Here is a 15,883-nt window from a genome sequence, read left to right as displayed (position 1 = left end):
CACCACGGCGCCCCGGAACGAGGCGCCTGGTTATGGGTACTGTCCGGCCGCGCACTGACTGAGGTGGTGGTTGCGCCGGCCGCGTGCGGCGCGGCGCGGGAGAGAGAAACCGTTGATCCAGCGCGCTGGTGGGAGCGCGGAAGGTTACGGCCTACGTCGCGGTGCGTCGGTACCGCTGCTGTCAGAGCAGTTGGGGCGGCTCGCCGCCGATGATGACCACATCGGCGGGGCGCCGGGCGAACAGGCCCACACTGACGACGCCGGGGATCTGGTTGAGGGCGGATTCCATGGCGACCGGATCGGTAATCGCCAGTCCGTGGATATCGAGGATCAGGTTTCCGTTGTCGGTGACGATCCCCCGGCCAGCGGCGTCCTGGCGCCAGACGGGCTGGGCGCGGGTCATGCCGACGATCTCCCGGGCGACCAGGCTGCGGGCCATCGGAATCACTTCGACCGGCAAGGGAAAGCGTCCGAGGATATCCACCCGTTTGGCGGGATCGATGACGCAGACAAACCTTTCGCTGGCCTCGGCGATGATCTTCTCGCGTGTCAGTGCGGCGCCGCCGCCCTTGATCAGGCGCTTGTGGGGATCGCATTCGTCGGCGCCATCGACGTAAAGGGACAGTGGGCCGGTGGCGTTCAGATCGAATACCTCGATGCCGTGGGCGAGCAGGCGCTGGGTGCTCTGTTCCGAACTGGAAACTGCACCCTTGATGCGCTCCTTGATCCGGCCCAGTGCATCAATGAAATAGGCAACGGTGGATCCGGTCCCGACGCCGACGATCATGCCGTCTTCCACGTAATCGATGGCTTTTTCGGCGGCCAGGCGTTTGGCTTCGGACATCTGCGGTCTACTCGAGGGAAAGGAGGTATCGGTACTGTGCGGCGGATACCGGGAATACCGACAGTCGGTTCCCTCGCCGTATCAGGGCGAATTCTTCGCCCAGTTCATCGGCGTGTTGCTTGATCTCGTCCAGTGAAATGGTGCGCGAGAGCTTGCGTTCGAAGGCGATATCGACCAGTTGCCAGCGCGGCTCTTCGCGGGTCGCCTTGGGGTCGTAGTACGGCGACTTCCGGTCGAACTGGGTGTCATCCGGGTACGCCGGGCTGGCAACGGTCGCGGTGCCGACGATGCCCGGGATCCTGGTGTTGGAATGATAGAACAGCACGCCGTCGCCGACCCGCATGCCGTCACGCATGAAATTGCGCGCCTGGTAATTGCGCACGCCGTTCCAGGGTTCCGTGCCGACGCGCTGCAGGTCATCGATCGAAAACGCTTGGGGTTCGGATTTCATCAACCAGTATCGACGGCGCGGGGTCATGGGGTCTTCGGCCTCCGGAATTGGTGGGTGCGCGACTCGGTGCAGACGGCGTCCAGCGCAACGTCCCAGTCGGCCGTGTCAAGTGGCGCGTCGACCTGCTGGAGTGCAAATGCGGCGCCGACCAGCCAGGGCGGGGCAGACCGATCCTGGCGGAAGGCAAAGCTTCGGTCGTACCAGCCACCGCCCATGCCCAGGCGCTCGCCGCCGGTGTCGAAACCGACCAATGGCAGCACCACGAAGGCCATCTCCTCGGCAGCGAGGAGGAAAGCCGGTTCAACGGCCGGCTCTGGAATGCCATAACGGTTGCTGACCAGTGGGTCGCCTGGACGCCAGGGAGCGAAAGCGAGTCGGTCGCCTGCAATCACCGGCAGGCAATAGGTGCAGTCGGCCGGAAGCTGGAGCTGCCAGGCATGAAGTGCAATCTCGCCATCCATGGCCCAATAGCCGGCGACATGGCCAGCGGATGGAGCAAACGGCAGGGCAAGCAGGCGTTCGGCAATCCGCTCGGCAGCAGCGATGCGTTCGGCCGCCGGCAGGCCGTGCCGGCGTGCGCGCAACTGGCTACGAAGATGTCGGCGATGCGCCGCAAGTTCGACGGTCATCCAGCATGGTCCTGATCGGTTGGCCTGGTTCGGGGCGGCACAAGCCGGTTCACGATCCGGCGCGTGAACCGGTTCTTGAAGCCGGTTGGTCAACCGGGAACGGCCTGCCGGGAAAATAGAATCCTCCGCCGATGGCGATGCGCGCGAAACGACCTTGAACCCGTGGTTCAAGTGGGAACGCTTGGAGGCCTTCGGGCTTCCCGCTACCAGGGCGGATTTGCACGCCGGGCTTCCGTTGCATCCCCGCGGTCGCAATTAAGGGACAAGGCGAATGTTTGCGCACGCTGTCGTCCACAGCAGAGGACGTGGACCGAGTATAGCGCGGACGTCCGATTCCGGGATCGTCCGAGGACACTTGCGTTCAGTTCGAAGCGGTGTCGAACAGGCCGTCGAGCTTGCGATTCAGATCGCCCAGTGTCCGGGTGAGCTCGCGATCGCGGCCGCTGTTTTCAGCGCGGACCTGCTGCAGTTCGTGGGCCAGGTTGAGTGCGGCCAGGACGGCGACGCGGTCGAGTGCCGCCATGCGGTTGCCGCCGCGGATCTCGCGCATCTTGCTGTCGAGCAGCTTGGCTGCGGCCTGCAGGCTGTCGCGCTCGTCGGGTTCGCAGCCGACGGTGTATTCGCGATCCAGCAGACGGATGACGACGGGCTGATTGGCGCTCACGTGTGCTGCTCCAGTGACTTCAACCGCAGGATCATGCCCTCGACCCGGGTGCGGGCCTGCTCGTTCTTGGCCAGCAACGCGGCGCGTTCCCCGGAGAGGGTTTCCTGTTGCTGGCGCAAGCTGCGGTTTTCTTCCTGCAGGCGGGCCATGCGGTCGGCGAGCTGATCGACGCGCTCAAGCAGGGCTTGCATTTGATTGAGCAGTTCGTCGCGATCCATCCGGGCACGATAGGCAGAGGGTGCGGGCCGGTCAAGAAGGCGGGTGACGGCGCCCGGTGATCCGGTTCAGTCCCGGATTCACCCGGCCGGCGATTCGGCCGGCGCAGGCGTGGCGGCATGCTGGTGCAGGAAGGCGCGCAACTGATCCGACGGCATCGGTCGTGCCAGCCAGTATCCCTGGATCTCGTCGCAACCGTGCTGACGCAGGAATTCGGCCTGCTCCTGGTTCTCGACGCCTTCGGCCACCACGATGAGGCCCAGGGAATGCCCCATCGCGATGATGGTGCTGGTAATGGCCGCATCATCGACGTCATGGGCGAGATCGTCGATGAATTCCTTGTCGATTTTCAGCATCGTGATCGGCAGCCGCTTCAGGTACGACAGCGATGAATAGCCGGTTCCGAAATCATCGATCGCGAGGTTGACGCCAAGCTGGCGGAATTCCTGGAGCGTGGCGGCCGTCTCGAACGGATTGGCCATCAGCACGCTTTCGGTCAACTCCAGCTCCAGGTGGTCGGCGGGGACACCGGTCTCGGCAAGCACGCGCGTGACGACCTGGGGGAAGTCGCCGCGCAACAGTTGCAGCGAAGACACGTTCACCGCCACCGGTACGTCCATCAGCCCATCCTCGCGCCAGTGCCTGAGTGCGCGACAAGCCTCACGCAATGCCCATTCGCCGATCTCCAGGATCATCCCCGACTCCTCGGCCAACGGGATGAACTGCGAAGGCGGGATCTCTCCGTGCGAGGGGCTGTGCCAGCGCAGCAATGCCTCCACGCCGGTGATGGTGTTGTTGAACAATGACAGCCGGGGCTGGAACACCAGCGACAGTTCGCCGCGATCCAGCACCGTGCGCAACGCGGCGGAAAGCGTGGCGCGGCGATGGACTTCCACGTCCATGGTCTCGACGTAGCGCATGAAGGTTCGCCGGCCGACGGCCTTGGCCCGATACATGGCGGTGTCGGCGTGCTTGATCAGTTCGCTCGCGATCTGTGCATCGTCCGGGTACAGGCTGATGCCGATCGATGGGGAAATCACCACGTCGTGGCGATGCTCGAATTCCAGCGGTGCCTCGAACGCGGCGATCAACTCACCGGAGAGCCTGCTCGCCTGGGCGCCGTCATCGAGTTCTTCGAGGACCACCACGAACTCGTCGCCGCTCAGCCGCGCGACGGTCTGGCGGGCACCGATGACGCGCTGGATCCGGTTGGCCGCCGCACGCAGGATGCGGTCGCCTGCGGCATGACCCAGTGAATCGTTGATGTCCTTGAAGCGATCCAGATCCAGGAACAGCACGCCGATCTTTTTCTGGCTGGCGCGCGCACGCACGATGGCCGCGGCCAGCCGCTCCAGCAGCAGGGTGCGGTTCGGCAGTCCCGTCAGAGGATCGTAGTTGGCCAGGTAGCGCAGCTCCTGCTCGGTCCGCTTCTGGTCCGTGATATCGCCAAGCACGGCCACGTAATGGTTTTGCCGGCCCTTGTCCTGGACCACGACGCTCACCTGCAGCCAGCACAGGAACTCGCTGCCATCCTTGCATTGCTGCCAGATCTCACCCGACCAGCGCCCATCGCGGCGCAGGTCGGTGCGCAACTGCAGGTGGAAGTCGGGTTCATGGCGGCTGCTGTCGAGCAGGCTGGTGGAGCGGCCGATCACTTCGGCCTGCTGATAGCCGGTCATCCGGCTGAAGGCGGGATTGATCGAGATGAAATGGAAGTCCTGGTCGAACACGGCGACCGCCTCGGCCATGCTGCGCAGGATCTCGCTGGCGATCCGCCGCTCGCGCTCGGCGTTGCGGCTGGCGGTGACATCGCGGGCGGTACCGGCGACCCTCAGCGCGCGGCCATCCGCGTCGCGTTCGACCACCCGTCCGCGGGCCCGCACCCAGTACCAGTCGTTGTCACCGGCATTGCGCGCACGGTGTTCGGACATGAACAGTGCGGTTTCGCCGCGCAGGTGCCGGCGCATGATCGCCTTGACCTGGGGCAGGTCATCGTCGTGGATCAGCAGGTCGTTGGAAACCTGGCGCTCCATGCTGATTTCCGGTCGCGTGCTGGACGACTCGTGAACCTGCATGCGGTGCATTTCCTGGCGGGCCAGATTGAAGTCCCAGAACTGCTCTCCCGATGCCCAGAGCGCCAGCTTGAGATGTTCGTCGCGTTCGCGCAGTTGCCGGAACCAGTTCTGCTCGTGCTGCCGGCGGCGGTGCTGGCTCCACCCCAGGGTGATCGCCAGCACCAGCATCGTGAGCAGGAAAAGACTGATGGTCAGCGGGTGGCGCCACCATGGCAAGGCGATTTCCACCGGTATCTGCAGTTCGTTCGGACTCCAGACGCCATCCCGGTTGGTGGCCTGGGCACGGAATGTGTAAGCACCCGGCGGCAGGCGGGTATAGGTAATGGCCGACTGCGCGCCATTGTCGATCCACCCGCGGTCGAAGCCTTCCATCCGGTAGCGGTAGCGGATATTCGCCGCCGGGGCGAAGTCGAGCGCGCCGATCCGCAGGCGCAGGATGTGGGCGCCATCAGGCACATCCAGCCGCATCGGCTGCCACAGCGCACTGGCATCGGTCGGGGTGTCGGCACCGATCTTTGCCGACAGCAGGCGCAAGGGCGGTTGATAGGTGGAATCCGTCACCTTCGCCGGATCGAACAGGTTCAGCCCGCGCACACCCCCCATCGCGATCCGGCCATCGGCCAGCACGGCCGCCGCACCGCCATTGAATTCCAGGTCCTGCAAGCCGTCGGCAAGGCCGTAAACGCGGACATGACCGGCGCCGATATCCAGCCTCACCACACCGGTGTCGGTCCCCAGCCACAGCTCGCCGGGCGTCGCCGGGCTCTCGGCTATGCTGAACACCGTCACGTTGGGACGTTCATTGAATGCGTCGGTCAACGGCTGGATGAAGTCGACACCGCCGTCCGGACGATCCACGGCCCGGCTCAGCCCGGAATGGGTGCCGATCCAGATCGAGCCATCCGACATCTGGTGCAGCGCCCTGACCAGATTGCCCGGCAGGCTGCGCTCCTGGCCCGGGTCGTGGCGGAAGTGCTTCAGCGTGCCGCTGGCGGGATCGAGCCGGTCGACGCCATCGCCGGTGCCGAACCAGATCCGGCCCTGGCGATCCTCCAGCAGCGCCCGCACGCGAGGGTGGGACAGCTGGCGGTCCGTCAAGCCCCCGTGGCTGATGTAATCCAGCGAGAGCTTGCCGCTGCCCGGGTGGTAGATGAGCGCGCCCATCTCGGCGGTACCCAGCCACAGGTTGCCGTGGCGATCGACGAGGATCGAATCCAGGCCGATGTCACTGAATTTTCCCAGGTCGATCTTTTCCACCCGGCCGGTATCGGGGGACAGCCGCAGCAGTCCGGCGGTGGTGGCCAGCCACAGCCGGCCATCGCCGGCATCCGCGATCCCGATGGCGTCCGGCGCGTTGCCGGCAGTGGCGGGAAGGCGGCCGGTCCAGTCCTCGAAGCGGTCTTGCGCGACATCGTAGCGCAGCAGACTACCGTGGTCGGTACTGATCCAGAGGACGCCTTTTTCGGTGCCCTCATGGATCGCGCGGATGCTGTCGTTGGCGGCCGGACCCTCTGCGAGCCGGCTCTTCTGATCGAAGACGTACGGGAAACGGGCGCCGCGGGGATCGGTGACGGCCACGCCGCGCAGCAGGCCGCCGATCCACAGCATGCCGCTCTGGTCGACCATCAGGCTGCCGATCGTGTCCTCCGGCAGCCCGGCATCCACAGCCGCCATCTGCCTGATGCGACGAACACTTCCGGTGGCCACGTCGAAGCGACGCAATCCATCGCCAAGCACCGAGAACCACAGGCTGCCATCGGGGGCCTGCACCAGCGCCCGGACATTCGTCGCGGCCTTGCCTGCGGTCATGGGCCAGGCCTGTTCCAGCTTGCCGTCGGGCTGGACGCGGAACAGCCCGTCGCTACGTCCCACCCAGAGCAGCCCATCGCCGTCCAGCAACAGGCGGCTGGTCATCGCCGCATCGCCCACCCGCTGCGCCTGCCCGTCGGGCCGGACCCGGTACAGGCCGGTGGAGTTGGCGTACCAGATGGTTCCGGTGTTGTCGGCGACCAGGTGCTGGATCGACATCACGCGCAACTCGTTGGGTTCCAGCCGGATGATCTTCTCGCGTTGACCGGTGGCCGGATCGAACCGGTCCAGCCCGGCCAGCGTGCCGACCCACAGTTTGCCGTCCTGCGGCAGCACCGCCATGACCTGCCGCTCGGCCTGGCTGATATTCCGGCCAAGCCCGGCGGAGAACCGGTCGATGCGTCCGGTGCCCAGATCGATGCGCGCCAGGAACTGCGAATACGAGCCGACCCACAACGCGCGGTCGCCTTCCAGCGCCAGTGAGGTCACCAGGCTGTCCGGCAGGCTCGTTGGATCGCGGGGGTCGTTCCGGTAGGAGACGTAATGCTGGCCGTCGTAGCGGTGCAGGCCGCCCTGGGTGCCGACCCAGACAAACCCCTGCGGGTCCTGGATCATCGCGGTGACGGTGTTCTGGGCCAAGCCCTGATCGCTGCCGATCCGGGTGAAGTAATAATCGCGCACGGTGGCGTGAGCGGTGGACGGTAGTGCCATTCCGAGCAATGCGCAGGCGATCAGGCCCGCACAGAGGCGGACAAGCAGCGGGGTTGTCGGAGAGGAGTCCTGGCGCACGTCACCGTCGCACTGGATGGGCAACGGGCAGTGTAGGCACGCGCTCATGCCGGCAACAAGCTTCGGCACCGATGCGCGCCGATCACGTTGGTAAACTGCAGCTCCATTAACGCGGTGATGGTCCATGTCGCAGAACAATCCCCCGCTCGAACTTCCGTCGTGCTCCGAGGTGGAAGCCGAAATCCATCGCCTCTCCCTGTCCAGCGCGGCCTCCGAACTGCATGGGGCGCTGTGTGGCTGGCTGGCCGGCGGTGGCGAGGATGTGCGGCAGTGGCCGGCCAGGGTGCTGGTCGATGACAGCATTGCCGTGCCCGGAGAAGGCAGCCCGCTGGACCGGCTGCGCCTGGCCAGTGCGGCACAACTGGCCGATCGCAGTTTCGATTTCGCCTTGTTGCTGCCCGATGCCGACCAGTCCCTGGCGGTTCGCAGCGGCGCGTTGTTCGACTGGTGCCGCGGCTTCCTGGGCGGGTTTGGCCTGGCGGCCGGAGCGAAGCCTCCCCTGTCGGAGGAAAGCACGGAGGCGCTGGGCGACCTTGCCAAGCTGGCCGCGGCGCAGCCGCAGGAGGATGGCAACGAGGAGGACGAGGCGGCGCTGGTGGAGATCGAGGAGTTCGTGCGCGTGGCGACATTGCTGCTCCATGGCGATTGCGTGCTGGCGGCGCAGCACCGGCAGCGGTTGAACTGACATGGCTGTCCCCCTGGGCATGCCGGCCAAGGCCTTTGCGCGCCGGCGCAAGCAGCTGATGCAGGCCGCCGGCGAGGACACGATCCTGATCCTGCCTGCGGCGTTGCAGCGCATCCGCAACCGCGACACGCACTATCCCTATCGGCAGGACTCCGATCTTCTGTACCTGACCGGCTTCCCCGAGCCCGAAGCGGTGCTGGTGCTGGTGCCGGGGCGAGTGCATGGCGAGACCCTGCTGTTCTGCCGCGAGCGCGACCCCGATCGCGAAGCCTGGGACGGTCCGCGTTTCGGGCCGGAAGGCGCGGTGGAGGCGTTCGGCCTGGACGACGCGTACCCGATCACCGATCTGGACGACATCCTGCCGGGCCTGCTGGAAGGCCGTTCGCGGGTGTACTACCACTTCGGCCGCGACGCCGAGTTCGACCTCAAGCTGATCGGCTGGGTCAACCGGGTGCGCGCAATGATGAAGATGGGCAACAAGCCCCCGCACGAGTTTCTCGAACTGGGCCATCTGCTCGACGAGTTGCGTCTGTTCAAGGACCGCGACGAACTGCGGATGATGCAGCGCGCCGCCGACATCACGGTCGCCGCGCATCAGGCGGGGATGCGCGCGGTGCGCCCGGGAATGCACGAATACGAGCTGCAGGCCGAGATCGAGCGGGTGTTCCGCGCCAACGATGCGGTGCCGGCCTACGGCAGCATCGTCGGTGCCGGCGCCAACGCATGCGTCTTGCACTACGTGGCCAACAATGCCCCGGTCGCTGACGGCGATCTGGTGCTGGTGGACGCCGGCGCGGAGTACCGCGGATACGCGGCCGACATCACCCGCACCTTTCCCGCCAATGGCCGTTTCAGCAAGGAGCAGCGGCTGCTGCACGACCTGGTTGGCGACGCACAGGCCGCCGCGTTGGCGCTGGCCCGGCCGGGCACGCCGTACGAGGCAGGCCATCTGGCGGCGGTGCGGACGCTGACCGAAGGGTTGCTCAGGCTGGGGCTGCTGAAGGGCCAGCTGGAGAAGCACATCGACGACGGCAGCTACCGGCGCTTCTACCCGCACAAGACCGGCCACTGGCTGGGTCTGGATGTGCACGACGTCGGCGATTACCGGATCGACGGCGAATCGCGCCTGCTGGAGCCGGGGATGGTGTTCACGATCGAACCGGGGCTGTACGTGCGTCCGGACGACACCAGTGTCGCGGCCAAGTGGCGTGGCATCGGTATCCGTACCGAGGACGACGTGCTGGTGACCCGCGACGGTCACAAGGTGCTGACCGGCAAGCTGGCGCGCAGCGCGGAGGAGATCGAGGCGTTCATGGCGCAGTTGCGGGCCTGAACAAGCGTGAGATTCGATCGCGCGTGCTGGGTATCTGAAGCGATCGGGAGGCGCGAATGGATAGGGCGGAGCGTCGGCTGGAAGCGTCACCCTGGCCGGCTGCTTGGTGCCCGGTTCGGGCGGCCCGCTTCGCGGTCCGGTCCGGCGCAGCGCGCCGGCCGTTCACGCAGGCGCGCGGCAGTGCCGCGCAGGCCGCCTGCGCTCACCCCTGGCCGCACTCGCCGCCGCAGGCCCGCTCCGCGGCCCGGCCCGGTCCGGCGCAGCGCGACGGCCGTTCACGCGACCCGCGCGGCAATGCCGCGCAAACGGGTCACGCTCACCCATGGCCTGCTCTACGCAACACCCGCCCAGTGCGCCGCATGACGGTTTGGCGGTTCGGGCTTCTGCAAAAAGTGGGTTTTTTCGAGCGGACCGGTTTTCATGACATCGGTAGGATGTGTCGCTTGTCCCACCCGGAACGGATCCAGGTTTGTCAGCTGCGGCAGCCAGGACAATCCGGGCGGCTGTCGGGTAGGCCGATCACCAAGCGTGTATCGGGGAGCGCCTGATCGGCCTACCCGACAACCGCTGCCGCGTGACACCCGCTGACGGGCCGGGTCGCTCTGCTCTATGAAGGGGTCGGTGTGACTGCCCCGCCCAAAAAACCCGGCCGGAGCCGGGTTTTTCGCTTTCGAGTGATGCCGCAAAATGGCTGTCGAACTATGCCGTCGCGGCAAACTCATCCCGGGTCAGGTTGATCGGGTCGGCGTCGGTGCAGACCACGTCGTCCTCGATGCGGACGCCGCCGTAGGGACGGAATTGCGCGACCCGGTCCCAGTTGACCGATCTGGCGTGCGCACCCTTGCGCACCTCGTCCAGCAGCATGTCGATGAAGTAGATGCCCGGCTCGATCGTCATCACCATGCCGGCTTCCAGCGTGCGGGTGGTGCGCAGGAAGGGCTGGCCTTCGGGTCTGGGGATCACGCCGCCGGCATCGGATGCGGCAAAGCCGGCCACATCGTGCACCTGCAGGCCGATGCCGTGCCCGATGCCATGCGGGAAAAACGCATTGCTGACACCGGTTTCCAGCGCGGCTTCCGGCGACAGGTCGATGATGCCGAAGTCCTTGAGCACGCCGGCAAGTTTCAGGTGCGCGCCAAGGTGCAGTTGCCGGTAGTCGAAGCCGGCGCGGACTTCCGCGCACATGGCCAGCTGGGCGGCATCGACCGCCGCGATCAATGACTGGAACTCGCTGTCGCGATCGAACGCGTAGGTCCGGGTGATGTCGCTGGCGTAGCCGCCGAAACTGCCGCCGGCATCGATCAGGAAGCTGCGGATCTCGGCAGGTGCGACCGTGTCCAGCTCGGTGTAGTGCAGCACCGCGCCGTGCTCGTTGAGCGCGACGATGTTGTGGTACGGCAGCTCGTTGGCGTCCTGGCGCGCGGCGGAGCAGTACGCCATGTGGATGTCGAACTCGCTCTTGCCGGCGCGGAACGCGACCTCGGCGGCGCGGTGTGCGCGTACGCCGACGCGGGTCGCCTCGCGCATCATCAGGATTTCGTAGGGGGTCTTGAAGGCGCGGTGGTACTCGAGGTAATTGACCACGGCCGCCGGATTGTCGGGCACGAAATCGCCGAGGGCGCTCTGCGGCTCGCCGAGGATCGCGCAGCGTGCGGGGTTGCCGGGCAGGTGCTGCAGCGCTTCGTCGGGCTTGCGGATGATGACGATGTCGAACTGATCGACCCAGTAGCCCGCGGGGGCTTCGGGCACGACATGCCAGTAGTCGAACGGCTGCAGGTAGATGAGCCTGGGCTTCTGTCCGGGCGTGAACACCAGCCAGCTGCCGGGGGCGCGGGTCAGCGGTGCCCAGGCCTTGAACTGCGGGTTGACCGCGTACGGGTAGTCGCGGTCGTCGAACACCTGGTAATGGAGCGTGCCGCTGGGCACGACCAGGTGGTCGCAGCCGCCGCGTTCCAGCGCCAGTGTGCTGTGGCGCTGCAATTCGGCGATGTGCTGCGGGTAGGCGTTCGCCAGGTCCTGGATTGCCATGTCGATCCTCTCGGGGGGGAGTTGGAGGATTCTGACCGATCCGGCGCCTGGCCGCAGGGGCCATTGGGCACCCGCCGGAAATGGCGGCAATGGATGGTACCGGCGCACACACACGTCAGGCGGAATGGATCGGTGGAAATGAGCCGGCGGGAACGGATCGGTGGGAATGAGCCGGCCGGGATGGATCAGTGGGAGCGGGAAAGCCAGTCGCGCAGTCGCTGGCGGTGCGCCTCGGGCACGTTGATGAAGCGGAACCCGGCCCAGGTCTGGCCCGACGCGCTGGCGTGCTCCTGCCACAACAGGTGGACGCCGACCTCGATCGGAGCGCGATACGGTTCGGTGCCATCGAGGCGGAAACGCAGCTGATACAAGGCATCGTCGACCAATGGGACGTTGGCGATCAGCAGCATGCCGGTCTCGGAGAGGTTGCCCAGCAGGCCGATCGTGCGATCGGTCATGCAGTCGGTGACTTCCACCACCCCGGCAGCGGGGCGGCGGGGGCGACGGCGGGACTCGATCGTGTCGTCGTCGGTTTTGAACGAAGAAGTTCCGGGTGAGGTTGATGCGCTCATGGTGTCTCCTGCGGCAGGTCGCGGCCCGTCAGGCTGCGCAGTGTGCCCATCGTCGCCTGCCAGGCGCGGTCGACCAGCCCCGTGGGTTCGGCCGGCGCAACCACCCGCGCCTCGCCGATGGCGATCAGGCGGGCGATCTGGTCGAGGTTGTCGTGGCCGCGCGCATCGTCGATGCGTTGGCCGCGCTGGTTGACCAGCAGCGCGCGACCCGTGACCGGGCTGAACCAGGCCAGCCGTCGACGCACCATGTCGCCCTGCTGGTTGGTCGCAAATTCGATCCAGCTGCCAAAGGGCAGGCTGCGCAGATGGGCGTAGCACGCCTCCTCGCGGGCATTGCGCGGTGTCGCCGGGGGCGGTGCAGGTGCCGGCTCGCTGTCACCCAGCCGTGCGCGTGCCTTGAGCTGGATTGCCAGCTCGGTGCGGGTGGCCGGGTCATCGCTTTCATCGGCCACCGCGGCCAGCCGTTTGGCAATCGCCGTCGCCTCGTCGCCCTGGTAGCCGACCAGTCCCAACGCCTGCTCGATCCTGGGCTGCAGCCACGCCGGGGCGGTGGATCCGCGACTGGCTGCGACTATCTGTCCGGTGGCCTCGACATGCTCCCGCCACTCCTCGGAGTCCTCGCCGTGCCGGAGCAGGACCAGGCTGAGCACGTCGGCCCAGGCCTGGTCGACCAGCGTGCGCAGGAACTTCGGCAGCGGCGCGTCGCCGATCGCGGTCTCGATCGACTCGGCCGCGCGCTGCTTCGCCAGTTCGAGTTTGTCGCGCCCGCGCGCGGCCTCGACGTGGCGGCGCTCGCTGACTTCCGCCTTGCGCGCCATCGCCTCCAGGTGCTGGCTCAACGCCTGGTTGGCCGAGGCGAACACCTTGGCGTCGCCATCGTAGTTCTTGATGACGTGATCGACGGCGTTGTCCAGTTGGTGATCCAGTCGTGGATCGGCCTCGCCTTCGGCCTGCCAGGTGGTGCCGGCCTCGGCGACGGCGTTCAGCAGTTGCCGCGCCGGGTGCTGGTGGCGCACGAAGAAGCCGCGATCCTGCAGCGCAACCCGCAACAGCGGCACCTGCAGACGCTCCAGCAGGTCGGCGCTGCGGGTGCCCTGGCGCAACTCACGGCCGATCTCGGTGTACAGCATGCCCAGCAGTTCGAAGGTTTCGTTGTCCTGTTGCGACAGGCTCGTGGCCGCGCCCCGTTGCAGCCGGCTCTTGGCAAGCAGCGCCTGACGGATCTGGGTGGTGTTGCGGGGCGAATGCCCCGCGGCCTGCAGGTCGCCCAGCGCCGCATCCACTTCCTGGGTGGCCAAGGCGATCCGGGGCTGGGCGGGCGTGATTTCCGGAACGGCTTCCGGAGTGCGCTCGTGGACGGCCCGGGGAATGGCTGCCTGGGGCGGCAGGCCGATCAGTTCGCGCCGTCTGGCCAGCAGCTGCTGGAGCTCGTCCAGCGCCTGCATCTCCAGCACGGTCGTGGCGCCTGCCATCGCGTCCGTGTGCCCGCTGCCATGCCGCCGATCCGTCTCCGGCCCGTTCCGGGTGCGGGCTCCGGTGCCGGTGCCAGCTGGCGAAGTGCCGCCACCCGCGGCACCTGCCGGTCCAGCATTGCCGGCGGCAGCGGAGACGTTGTCGCCCATCGCCTCACGCGGGTGCTCGCCACCCGGCGCGTGCCGTCGGCGACGGCTCGGAACGAACGCCAGACCCGGCAGCACATTGGCGCCGTCGAGCTGGGCATTCATGGTTTCCACCAGGGTCAGGTAACCGGCCATCAGCTGCCGGTCGAACAGGCGATACAGCTGCAGCCGGGTATCGACATCGACGACCGCCTCCTTGCTGGCCAGGGCCAGCATCCGCCCCAGGGCCTGGGGGCCAACCGGCAGACGCGCCGCGTCGAACGCGGGTTGGCCGGCCAACACGCCAAAGCGCTGACCCAGCAACAGCAGGGGCAGGCCCGCACGTGATTCGTGCCGGCGCGCGATCTCGGTCAGCACGTTGTCTTCGGCGATCTCGTGGTGATCGACTAGGCGCAGGCTCTCGACGTCCGGTGACGACGCCTTGCTGTCGTCGGGTGTTGGTTCATGCAGGTTCGCCAGCGCGGTCGCCAGCCCGGACAGAAAGCGCGGCACCACGGCATCGCGCTGGCTGCGCAGCGTCTGCAAGGCGGCCAGATAGACGGATTGCGAACCGGAGTTGCGGGCGCGGTCGGCCTGGCGGAACAGGTCCTGCTCCAGGGTGTCCAGCAGGCGTTCCAGCTCCCGGCCCAGTTCGGTGCCTATCAGCGATTGCAGTTGCTCCAGCAACCGCCGCACGCGCGGAGGCATCGCCACCGCCGTCATCGCAGGAGCGGCCGGCACGGCAAACGGAACGTCGAAACTGGACATGTGGGTCAGGTCCCCCGGGGGTTACTGGTCTTGCCAGCATGCAGGAAGACGCTGGACACCCGCGAATTGTGACGCAATTCCGGTATTGGGGGGCGTGCCGGAAGGGCTGCTTCGGCTCCGGCACCTACTCCTCCAGAAACAACCCGACCACATCGTTGGTGAAACGGCGTCCCAGCTCGGTCGGGCGAACCCGGTCGGACTCCAGCGTCAGCCAGTGGTTTGCGAGCGCTGCCTGCAGTTGCGGCTCGATGGCGGTGCGCGACAGGCCGGTGCGTGCCTCGAAACCGGTCAGGCTGAAACCATCGACCAGCCGCAGTGTGTTGAGCATGAACTCGAACGCGCGCCGCTCCGGCGGGATGCGCTCGTCGCCGCCGATGGCACGGTCGCGACCGGCTTCGGCGAGGTAGCGGGTGGGGTGTTTGAGTTTCCAGCGGCGAAGGATCGACTGGTCGTGGCCCAGGGTGATCTTGCCGTGCGCGCCGGCGCCGATCCCCAGGTAGTCGCCGTACTTCCAGTAGTTGAGGTTGTGCGCGCACTCGCGGCCGGCCTGCGCGTAGGCGCTGACCTCGTACTGGCGATAACCGGCCTGCGCGAGCAGAACCTGGCAGTGCTCCTGCATGTCCCAGCTGCCGTCGTCGTCGGGAATCCCGGCCGGCGGCCGGGCCGCGAACACGGTGTTGGGTTCCAGCGTCAGCTGATAATGGCTGATGTGTGTGGGCTGCAGCGCGAAGGCGCGCTCGAGGTCGTGCTCGGCCATCGCCAGGGTCTGCTGCGGCAGCGCGTACATCAGGTCGAGGTTGAAGTTGTCGAAGCCCGCGTCCTGCGCCAGCTTCACCGCCGCCTCGGCCTCGGCGCTGTCGTGGATGCGGCCCAGGCGCTGCAGGCAACCGTCGTCGAAGCTCTGGATGCCGAAGCTCAGGCGGTTGATGCCGGCATCGCGGTAACCCTCGAAGCGGCCGTGCTCGGCGGTGCCGGGATTGGTCTCCAGAGTGATCTCGCAGCCCGGCGCAAAGCGCAGCCGTGAGCTGGCGCCCTGCAGGAAACGATCGATGAACTCCGGCGGCATCAGGCTGGGCGTGCCGCCGCCGAAGAACACCGATTGCACCGTGCGGCCCCAGACCAGCGGCAGGTCGAAGTCGAGGTCGGCCAGCAGCGCGTCCACGTAGGCCGCGAATGGCAGTTCGCCGCGACCCTCATGCGAGTTGAAATCGCAGTACGGGCATTTGCGCACACACCACGGAATGTGGACGTACAGCGACAGCGGCGGCGGAGCGAGGGTCATGCGGCTATTGTCCCATCCGGACGATGCGAGGCGGGGCATTCCGCCGCACGGTAACCCGGCGGCGGTGCCATCCAGTTGTTGCAGGAGCGGCTTCAGCCGCGAACTCGTAGAGCCACGCGCGCATCGTGGCGTTTATTCCC

General features: G+C 67.0%; 12 protein-coding genes and 1 other RNA gene. 2 read left to right on the top strand and 11 right to left on the bottom strand.

All coding sequences use genetic code 11. The features are described 5' to 3' along the window. Positions 1-181: 181 nt before the first annotated feature. The 7 genes from rpiA to N792_RS13505 form a co-directional block, all read right to left on the bottom strand. Positions 182-844, bottom strand: coding sequence for a ribose-5-phosphate isomerase RpiA (rpiA, locus tag N792_RS09330; RefSeq protein WP_036194321.1), 663 nt, complete (start codon positions 842-844; stop codon positions 182-184). A gap of 7 nt (positions 845-851) precedes the next feature. Next, positions 852-1,322 (bottom strand): EVE domain-containing protein, encoded by a 471-nt coding sequence (locus N792_RS09325; RefSeq protein WP_036194319.1) that lies wholly within the window; start codon positions 1,320-1,322, stop codon positions 852-854. Next, positions 1,319-1,924 carry a 5-formyltetrahydrofolate cyclo-ligase gene (locus tag N792_RS09320; RefSeq protein WP_036194317.1) on the bottom strand — a complete coding sequence of 202 codons (606 nt, stop codon included), beginning with the start codon at positions 1,922-1,924 and terminating at the stop codon, positions 1,319-1,321. Before N792_RS09320 ends, N792_RS09325 begins: the two co-directional genes overlap by 4 nt. 118 nt (positions 1,925-2,042) lie before the next feature. Next, a non-coding RNA gene (gene ssrS, locus N792_RS13820) (6S RNA) lies at positions 2,043-2,230 on the bottom strand. Positions 2,231-2,285: 55 nt separating this feature from the next. Continuing rightward, complete coding sequence (locus tag N792_RS09315; RefSeq protein WP_036194315.1) at positions 2,286-2,588, bottom strand: cell division protein ZapA; 303 nt, start codon at positions 2,586-2,588, stop codon at positions 2,286-2,288. After that, positions 2,585-2,806, bottom strand: a complete 222-nt coding sequence (locus N792_RS09310) for a TIGR02449 family protein (RefSeq protein WP_036194312.1) — start codon at positions 2,804-2,806, stop codon at positions 2,585-2,587. Before N792_RS09310 ends, N792_RS09315 begins: the two co-directional genes overlap by 4 nt. A gap of 78 nt (positions 2,807-2,884) precedes the next feature. Then, entirely contained in the window at positions 2,885-7,399 is a 4,515-nt protein-coding gene (locus N792_RS13505; protein WP_052103867.1) for an EAL domain-containing protein, read from the bottom strand. A 202-nt stretch (positions 7,400-7,601) separates the two neighbouring features. On the opposite strand from N792_RS13505, the gene N792_RS09300 reads away from it, so the two are divergent. Continuing rightward, positions 7,602-8,162: a UPF0149 family protein gene (locus N792_RS09300; protein WP_036194309.1), complete on the top strand. Its 561-nt coding sequence runs from the start codon at positions 7,602-7,604 to the stop codon at positions 8,160-8,162. Position 8,163: 1 nt separating this feature from the next. Further along, complete coding sequence (locus N792_RS09295; protein ID WP_036194306.1) at positions 8,164-9,495, top strand: aminopeptidase P N-terminal domain-containing protein; 1,332 nt, start codon at positions 8,164-8,166, stop codon at positions 9,493-9,495. 699 nt (positions 9,496-10,194) lie between these two features. On the opposite strand, the gene pepQ is transcribed toward N792_RS09295, so the two are convergent. The 4 genes from pepQ to hemW form a co-directional block, all read right to left on the bottom strand. Continuing rightward, positions 10,195-11,523 (bottom strand): Xaa-Pro dipeptidase, encoded by a 1,329-nt coding sequence (gene pepQ, locus N792_RS09290; protein WP_036194304.1) that lies wholly within the window; start codon positions 11,521-11,523, stop codon positions 10,195-10,197. A 185-nt stretch (positions 11,524-11,708) separates the two neighbouring features. Continuing rightward, on the bottom strand, positions 11,709-12,095 hold the full coding sequence (locus N792_RS09285) for a PilZ domain-containing protein (protein WP_052103865.1): 387 nt from the start codon (positions 12,093-12,095) through the stop codon (positions 11,709-11,711). Next, the gene (locus N792_RS09280) at positions 12,092-14,461 is read right to left on the bottom strand and encodes a DUF1631 family protein (protein ID WP_084105634.1); all 2,370 of its coding nucleotides are present in this window, start codon (positions 14,459-14,461) and stop codon (positions 12,092-12,094) included. The genes N792_RS09285 and N792_RS09280 overlap by 4 nt, the downstream gene beginning before the upstream one ends. A 124-nt stretch (positions 14,462-14,585) precedes the next feature. Beyond that, positions 14,586-15,743, bottom strand: coding sequence for a radical SAM family heme chaperone HemW (gene hemW / locus N792_RS09275; RefSeq protein WP_036194302.1), 1,158 nt, complete (start codon positions 15,741-15,743; stop codon positions 14,586-14,588). Positions 15,744-15,883 lie beyond the last annotated feature (140 nt).

The sequence above is a fragment of the Lysobacter concretionis Ko07 = DSM 16239 genome (assembly GCF_000768345.1).
GTDB classification, from domain to species: domain Bacteria; phylum Pseudomonadota; class Gammaproteobacteria; order Xanthomonadales; family Xanthomonadaceae; genus Novilysobacter; species Novilysobacter concretionis.
This window is presented reverse-complemented; position numbering and strand designations above follow the sequence as displayed.

Excerpts from the sequence above, each read along its gene's own strand:
- rpiA (WP_036194321.1), bottom strand. The coding sequence starts at position 844 with ATGTCCGAAGCCAAACGCCTGGCCGCCGAAAAAGCCATCGATTACGTG.
- hemW (WP_036194302.1), bottom strand. The coding sequence starts at position 15,743 with ATGACCCTCGCTCCGCCGCCGCTGTCGCTGTACGTCCACATTCCGTGG.
- N792_RS09280 (WP_084105634.1), bottom strand. The coding sequence starts at position 14,461 with ATGTCCAGTTTCGACGTTCCGTTTGCCGTGCCGGCCGCTCCTGCGATG.
- N792_RS09320 (WP_036194317.1), bottom strand. The coding sequence starts at position 1,924 with ATGACCGTCGAACTTGCGGCGCATCGCCGACATCTTCGTAGCCAGTTG.
- N792_RS09310 (WP_036194312.1), bottom strand. The coding sequence starts at position 2,806 with ATGGATCGCGACGAACTGCTCAATCAAATGCAAGCCCTGCTTGAGCGC.
- N792_RS09300 (WP_036194309.1), top strand. The coding sequence starts at position 7,602 with ATGTCGCAGAACAATCCCCCGCTCGAACTTCCGTCGTGCTCCGAGGTG.
- N792_RS13505 (WP_052103867.1), bottom strand. The coding sequence starts at position 7,399 with ATGGCACTACCGTCCACCGCTCACGCCACCGTGCGCGATTATTACTTC.
- N792_RS09295 (WP_036194306.1), top strand. The coding sequence starts at position 8,164 with ATGGCTGTCCCCCTGGGCATGCCGGCCAAGGCCTTTGCGCGCCGGCGC.
- pepQ (WP_036194304.1), bottom strand. The coding sequence starts at position 11,523 with ATGGCAATCCAGGACCTGGCGAACGCCTACCCGCAGCACATCGCCGAA.
- N792_RS09325 (WP_036194319.1), bottom strand. The coding sequence starts at position 1,322 with ATGACCCCGCGCCGTCGATACTGGTTGATGAAATCCGAACCCCAAGCG.
- N792_RS09285 (WP_052103865.1), bottom strand. The coding sequence starts at position 12,095 with ATGAGCGCATCAACCTCACCCGGAACTTCTTCGTTCAAAACCGACGAC.